We start from the raw sequence: 7,106 nt of genomic DNA, 5'->3' as shown, positions 1-7,106 counted from the left end.
GAACCCACGACCCCTTGGTTCGTAGCCAAGTACTCTATCCAGCTGAGCTACAGCCGCTAAGCTTCGTATTCTAGCATGCTTTTTTTCATGCTATCCGGATAAACCGGAGAAACTTTTCAAATGTTCTTTTCAGAAGCATTCGGGATGTCCGTATTCTACCTTGCCCGCAGACCCAAAATAGCTCTCGCGGCAGAAGGATTTGCAATCGTTCGGCCCGCCCGCTGTGCACAGGTGGCCAGGGCTTCTATCAACACCCCATTGCCAGCAGCGCGGGTACCGTCGGGTAGGTAAAACGTATCTTCAAGACCGGTGCGCAACATGCCACCCAGGTCTGCTGTTTTCTGGTGTACCGGCCAGATGTCGCTGCGCCCTATCAGGGTGGTTTGCCACACGCTGTCGGGGGCCATGTAGCGGGGGAGCAAGGCCAGCAGCTCTGCGTCACACGGCATGCCCGAAGCCACGCCCATCACCAGGTTGTACTCCGCGCGCCCCATGTCGGGCTTGAGCATGCCGTTCTTCAGGTACATGGTGACCGAGCGGACGATGCCCACATCAAAGCACTCGAACTCCGGGTGGGTGCCGCAGGCTTGCATCACGTCCAGAAACTGCTGCACCTTCGCCACCGGGTTATCAAACACCATGGGCGGCCAGGCCCAGTTGCCGTCTTCCTTGAGCTTGAGGTAGTTCAGGCTGCCCGCGTTGCAGGCGGCAATCTCGGGCTTGACCCGGCGAATGCATTCCAGCGGACCGCTGATGTCCTTGCCCACGACTCCCGTGGTGAGGTTGATGATGACGCCGGGGCAGGCGTCCCGTATGGCGTTGACGATGCGCTCTGCAACCTCCGGATCCCAGCTCGGCAGGTGACCCATGCCCTCCTCCTGGCTGCGCATGTGAATGTGCATGATGCTGGCCCCGGCGTTGTACGCATCACGCGCTTCGGCGGCCATCTGGGCAGGGGTTACCGGCACCGGGTGCTGCTTGGGGTTGGTCAGCACGCCCGTCAGGGCACATGTCAATATCGCTTGATCCATTTCGTACTCCTTACTGCGCAGGCTGAGTCGACAACTCAAGCGCAACCAGCACCGCGCCGGCCTCTACTTGATCGCCGGGGTTCGCATTCACCGCTATCACCGTACCGGCGGACTCGGCGCACAGCCACATTTCCATCTTCATGGCTTCTACGCAGACCATCTGCTGACCCGCCACCACCACGTCTCCGGCCGCCACCCGCAGCTGGGTCACTTTGCCAGCCACTGGTGAGCGGGCCCGACTCGCGTCCACCAACGCATCGGCATCCGGCACGGCAGAGACTTCACTGAGCACGTAGTTGCCCCCGGCAAAGGCCAGGTGCAGCGCCCCGCCTGCCAACACGGCAGCGACCGTTTGGGCAATGCCCGCGAGCTCACACCGCAACTCGCCTTGCTGCCACGTCAGCACACGGGCTTGCACTACGGAGTCGTCCAGTGTGATGCTGGTGCGCCCCTGACTGTCGCTCCCCACCCGTACCGTGCGCACCTCAGTGCCCGACTGCAAACGCATGTCGTAACACTGCACGCTATTGGCTCGCCAGCCGCTGCCCTGTTGTTGGGCCAGCGCCAGCGCAGCAATCTGCCAGACAGCAGGGGGAACCACGGGGGCTTGTAGCAAAGGCTCGCCCTGCGCCAGCCACTCGTCAATGCGGGTCGTGGTCATGCGCGCCTCGCGGAACTCGGGGTGGTCCACCAGGTCCCGCAAAAAGCGGCCATTGTTTTTCAGGCCCAACAAAGGCGTGTTTTGCAAGGCAGCCCGCAAACGCCGGATCGTATCGCTGCGGTCCCGCCCGTAGGCAATGACTTTGGCCACCATCGGGTCGTAGAACGGAGTCACCACACTGCCTTGGGCGATGCCATCGTCAATCCGCACCCCATAGCCCTGGCCGCCGTCTTGCCCCGCGACCGCCAAGGTGCGGCCGGGCTGCCAGTGCAGCACCGTGCCGGTTTGCGGAGCAAAGCCGGTGTACGGGTCTTCCACATACAAACGGGCCTCAATGGCATGGCCGCGCAAGTGGATGTCTCCCTGCCGCGCGGGCAAGGGCTCGCCTGCAGCTACTTGCAGCTGCCACTCCACCAGGTCGAAACCGGTAATGCATTCGGTGACAGGGTGCTCCACCTGCAAGCGCGTGTTCATCTCAAGAAAGTAGTGTTTGAGGTGCACATCCACGATGAACTCCACCGTACCCGCACCGCGGTAGCCCACCGCCAGCGCCGCGGCTACGGCATCGCGCCCCATAGCCTCGCGCATGGCGGGGCTGACCACCGGGGACGGCGCCTCCTCAATCACCTTTTGCCGGCGGCGCTGGGCCGTGCAGTCACGCTCACCCAGGTAGACCGCGTTGCCGTGCGCATCCGCAAACACTTGTATTTCGATGTGGCGGCCGTTGTCTATCAGGCGCTCCAGCATCAGGGTGCTATCGCCAAACGCGCTGATGGCTTCACGGCGGGCGCCCTCCAGACCGGGCTGCAACTCGGCATCGCTGCGCACGAGTCGCATGCCACGTCCGCCGCCACCGGCCACGGCTTTCACCAGCAATGGGTAGCCTAATCTGTGCGCCTCTAGGGTCAGCACCGCGTCGCTCTGGTCCGCTCCCAAGTAGCCCGGTGCGCAGGGCACGCCGGCTTGCAGCATGCGCTGCTTGGCCAAGGCCTTGTCGCCCATGGCGGTGATGGCATCCGGTGGCGGGCCGATGAACACCACGCCTGCATCGGCACAGGCCTGCGCAAACGCCGCGTTCTCGCTCAAAAAGCCGTAGCCGGGGTGCACAGCATCCGAGCCGGTTTTGCGCGCGGCTTCCAGAATGGCGTCTACCCTGAGGTAAGACTCGGCGGCGGACGAAGGGCCGATGTGCACGGCCTCATCGGCCAGGGTCACATAGGGTGCGTCGCGGTCGGCGTCGCTATAGACGGCTACCGTGACGTAACCGAGTTTGCGGGCGGTGCGGATGACGCGGCAGGCAATTTCGCCTCGGTTGGCGATCAGGATTTTGCTAAACATCCAATACCTCCTCTTGCTGTGGCGCCTGCGGGGAAAAGCGCTTTGCTTCGTGTCCCCCGCCCGCTGCGCGGTCTCCTCCTTGACCTACGCAAAGCGCATTGCCCCACAGGCTTGGAGTGGCTTTGTTGGTTGACCATAAATTCATATCACGGCCCAAGTTGGTTTGCGTTTTTGTAGGAATGCGGTCATGCCTTCCAGACCTTCGGCGCTTTGCGCTGAATTTGCGAACACTGCGGCTGCGTGCCCTACCAAATCCGATGCAGGGCTGAAGCGCGCTTGCTGCATCAAGGCCTTGGTGGCGGCCACGGCGCCGGGGGCGCAGGCCAAAATTTCATTCAGCACGCGGTTCAGTGCCTGCTGCAAATCGTCAGCACTGCACAGCTCGTGCACCAAGCCCATGCAATGCGCGGCAGCGGCGTCCAAGCGTCCGCCGGTCACGGCCAAGCGTTTGGCCTGCGAATAGCCCAAGCGCTCGACCAGAAACGGGGCGATCTGTGCGGGCACCACGCCCAGCGACGTCTCGGGCAGGCGGAACGAAGCCGTGTCATCGGCCAGCGCCACGTCGGCCACACAAGCTAGGCCGAAGCCGCCGCCCATGACCGTGCCTTCCAGCACGGCCACCACGGCTAGCGGGGTCTGGGCGAAGGCCACGCACAGGCGGCCGAAGGCGGCGTTTACCTCGGCTATCGGCTCAGGCGAGCCAGCCTCGCGTTGCATGGAGCGCATGCGGGCACCGGCCATGTCTTTGAGGTCCGCACCCGCGCAGAAGTGTCCACCTGCGCCGCGCAGCAGCACCACGCGCACCGCGCCCTCGGTGCCCGCTGTGGCTTCTGCCGCACGCAAAGCTTGCTGCAGCTCGGCCACCATTTGCAGGGACATGGCGTTGCGCGCCTCGGGGCGGTTCAGGGTGATGTGCAACACCGCCCCCACCTGCTCGGCACGGATATGCCCGTAGTCTGGCGCAGGCACATATGCTACATTTTTAGGAGCTACTTGCGCACTATCCATAGGGGCTAGCAGCCTATTTGATTCAAAATCCGGCATCACTCACGCAGCCTTGCCGGGCAAGGTGCCTTCGAGCTTGCAGATGATGCCCAGCATGATTTCGTCCGCCCCACCACCAATCGAGATCAGGCGGCTGTCGCGAAACGCTTGTGAGATCGGGTTGTCGGCGGTGAAGCCCATGCCACCCCAATATTGCAGGCAGCTGTCGGTCACCTCGCGGCTCAGGCGGCCCGCCTTGAGCTTGGCCATGGAGGCCAGCTTGGTCACGTCTTTGCCGCCCACGTATTGCTCCACCGCACGGTAGGTGAGCGCGCGCAGGCACTCCACCTCGGTGCGCAGCTCGGCCAGGCGGAAATGCACCACCTGGTTGTTGAGAATAGGCTGACCGAAGGTGTGGCGCTGGCGGGTGTATTCGATGGTGAGGTTGATCAGTTTGTCCAGCGAGCGCAGGCTGCTGGCTGCGCCGTAGAGCCGCTCCTCCTGGAACTGCAGCATCTGCAGCATGAAGCCCATGCCCTCCTGCCCGACCAGGTTGCGCTGCGGCACCCGCACGTTGTCAAAAAAGAGCTGGGCCGTGTCGCTGCTGTGCATGCCGATCTTCTCGATCTTCTGGCGGCTGATGCCCGGCGCATCCATGGGCACGATGATGAGCGACTTGTTCTTGTGCACCGCGCCTTCACTGGTGTTGGCCAGTAGGCAGCACCAGTCGGCCTGCATGCCGTTGGTGATCCACATCTTGGAGCCGTTGATCACGTAATCGCTGCCCTCTTTGCGGGCCGTTGTTTTGAGAGCCGCCACATCCGAGCCGCCGCCCGCCTCGCTCACGCCGATGCAGCCCACCATGTCGCCCGCAATGGCCGGCGCCAGGTATTGGGTGCGAAGTTCGTCGCTGCCGAAGCGGGCCAGCGCGGGCGTGCACATGTCAGTCTGCACACCAATAGCCATGGGCACACCGCCCACATTGCAGTCGCCCAGCGCCTCGGCCATCACCATGGAGTAGCTGAAGTCCAGCCCCATGCCGCCGAACTCGGTGGGGTACTTGATGCCCAGCAGCCCCAGGTCGCCCATCTTCTTGAACAGCTCGCGCGCGGGGAAGATGCCCGCCCTCTCCCACTCCGCGGTGAAGGGGTTGATTTCGTTGGCCACAAATTTGCGCACCGTGTCAGCAATCTGGGTGTGCTCGGAGGTGAATTTCATGGGGTGTCCTCGGGTCGTTGTAATGCGTGAGTCGGGCGGCCGCGCTCAGAGGCGGGCCACGCCAAAGGTGTTGGCGTTCAGCCGGCGGTCGGCGGCCTCGGCAGCCAGCGCCAGGCACAGGCCCAGAATGCTGCGGGTGTCGCGCGGGTCAATGATTCCGTCGTCCCACAAGCGGGCGGTGCCGAATAGGGCCGCGCTCTCTTTGTCCAGCCGCAGGCGCAGCCCGTCAGACATGGCCTTGAGCGCTTCGTCATTCGCCTCCATGCCCATACGTTCGACCTTGGCGCGGTTCACGATGTCCATCACCTTGGCGGCCTGTGCGCCGCCCATCACCGCGGTGCGCGCAGTGGGCCAGCTGAAAATAAAGTGGGGGTCAAACCCGCGCCCGCACATGCCGTAGTTGCCCGCACCATACGAGCCACCCAGCACTACGGTGAATTTGGGCACGCGCGCGTTGGCCACCGCTTGAATCATCTTGCTGCCGTGCTTGATGGCGCCATTGCGCTCGGCCACCGAGCCCACCATGTAGCCGGTGGTGTTCTGCAAAAACAGCAGCGGCGTGCCGCTCTGGGCGCAGAGCTGGATAAACTGCGCCGCCTTGGTGGAGCCTGCGGGCTGTATAGGCCCGTTGTTGCCCAGAATGCCCACCAGCCGCCCTTCGATGCGGGCGTGGCCGCACATCATCTCGGGGGCGTAGCCGGCTTTGAACTCTAAAAAGTCCGAGCCATCCACCAGCCGTGCAATCACCTCGCGCACGTCGTAGGGCTCGCGCTCGTCGGCAGGGACGATGCCCATCAGCTCCTGCTCGTCAAACAGTGGGGCGGCAAAGCCGGCGCCCTGGGCTGGAGCGTGTGGTGCAGTGTCCCAGTTGATCTTGTCCATCAACTCGCGGGTTAATGCGATGGCGTGGGCGTCGTCTTCGGTGAGGTACTCACCCAGGCCGGTCACTTGCGCATGCGTCTCGGCGCCGCCCAGCTCGTCGTCGGTGCAGTCCTCGCCAATGGCGGCCTTCACCAGCGGCGGGCCAGCCAGGTAAATGCTGCTGCGCCCGCGCACCAACACCACGTAGTCCGACAGGCCGGGCAGATACGCGCCGCCCGCCGTGCTGGAGCCGTGCACCACCGAGATTTGCGGTATGCCCGCTGCCGACATGCGCGCCTGGTTGGCAAAGCTGCGCCCGCCCTCCACAAAAATCTCCGACTGGTACATCAGGTTGGCGCCGCCGCTCTCCACCAGGTAAATCACCGGCAGCTTGTTTTGCAGGGCTACCTCCTGGGCGCGCAGTGCTTTTTTGAGGCCCATGGGTGCCACCGTGCCGCCTTTGACCGCGCTGTCATTCACCGAGATCAGGCAGCGCTTGCCCGCCACGGTGCCGATGCCGATGATGGAGCCGCCGCCCAGCACTGCCTTTTTACCGTCGTCGTCGTGCATGTTGAGGCCGGCCAGGCGGCTCAGCTCCAGGAACGGCGAGTTGCGGTCCAGCAGACGGGCCACGCGTTCACGCGGCAGCAGCTGGCCGCGCTTCTCAAACTTTTCGCGCTTGCTTTCCGACTCGGCAATCACCATGTCCTGCAAGCGCTGCACCTCGGCCAGCAGGCCCTGCATGCGCTGGGCATTGGCGGCAAAGGCATCGGAGCGCGGGTTGATCTTGGAACGCAGGGCAGGCATAGGTCTGGGCTTTCTGAGTTGCTTGACGCATTAGAGGTCAGGGTGACGTTAACGTCAACCAGTTGCCGTATAGGTGTTTTCACTATGCATTACGTTATGCTCGGCCACTACCATCCGCCACGGTCCATTCGATTTACCCGACACCGGAGAACACAACATGTCCCTCGAATCCGCAACCCAAGCCATCCGCGCCAAAGTGGGCGACG

At 63.6% G+C, this 7,106-nt stretch carries 5 protein-coding genes; all 5 read right to left on the bottom strand.

Annotation, left to right across the window (positions count from 1 at the left end):
• Positions 1 to 155 precede the first annotated feature (155 nt).
• Positions 156 to 1,031 carry a 3-keto-5-aminohexanoate cleavage protein gene (locus QZW03_RS17355; protein WP_296511307.1) on the bottom strand — a complete coding sequence of 292 codons (876 nt, stop codon included), beginning with the start codon at positions 1,029 to 1,031 and terminating at the stop codon, positions 156 to 158.
• Between the two features lie 10 nt (positions 1,032 to 1,041).
• A complete protein-coding gene (locus QZW03_RS17350) occupies positions 1,042 to 3,030 on the bottom strand; it encodes a biotin carboxylase N-terminal domain-containing protein (protein ID WP_296511306.1) in 1,989 nt (662 codons plus the stop codon).
• Between the two features lie 141 nt (positions 3,031 to 3,171).
• Complete coding sequence (locus QZW03_RS17345) at positions 3,172 to 3,999, bottom strand: enoyl-CoA hydratase-related protein (protein WP_296511305.1); 828 nt, start codon at positions 3,997 to 3,999, stop codon at positions 3,172 to 3,174.
• A gap of 78 nt (positions 4,000 to 4,077) precedes the next feature.
• Positions 4,078 to 5,232, bottom strand: coding sequence for an acyl-CoA dehydrogenase family protein (locus tag QZW03_RS17340; RefSeq protein ID WP_296511304.1), 1,155 nt, complete (start codon positions 5,230 to 5,232; stop codon positions 4,078 to 4,080).
• A gap of 45 nt (positions 5,233 to 5,277) precedes the next feature.
• The gene (locus QZW03_RS17335; RefSeq protein WP_296511303.1) at positions 5,278 to 6,900 is read right to left on the bottom strand and encodes a carboxyl transferase domain-containing protein; all 1,623 of its coding nucleotides are present in this window, start codon (positions 6,898 to 6,900) and stop codon (positions 5,278 to 5,280) included.
• Positions 6,901 to 7,106: the final 206 nt, after the last annotated feature.

Source organism: Rhodoferax sp., assembly GCF_013297935.1.
Lineage (GTDB): Bacteria > Pseudomonadota > Gammaproteobacteria > Burkholderiales > Burkholderiaceae_C > Allorhodoferax.
The sequence above is the reverse complement of the archived record's forward strand: the minus strand, read 5'-3'. Positions and strand labels throughout refer to the sequence as shown.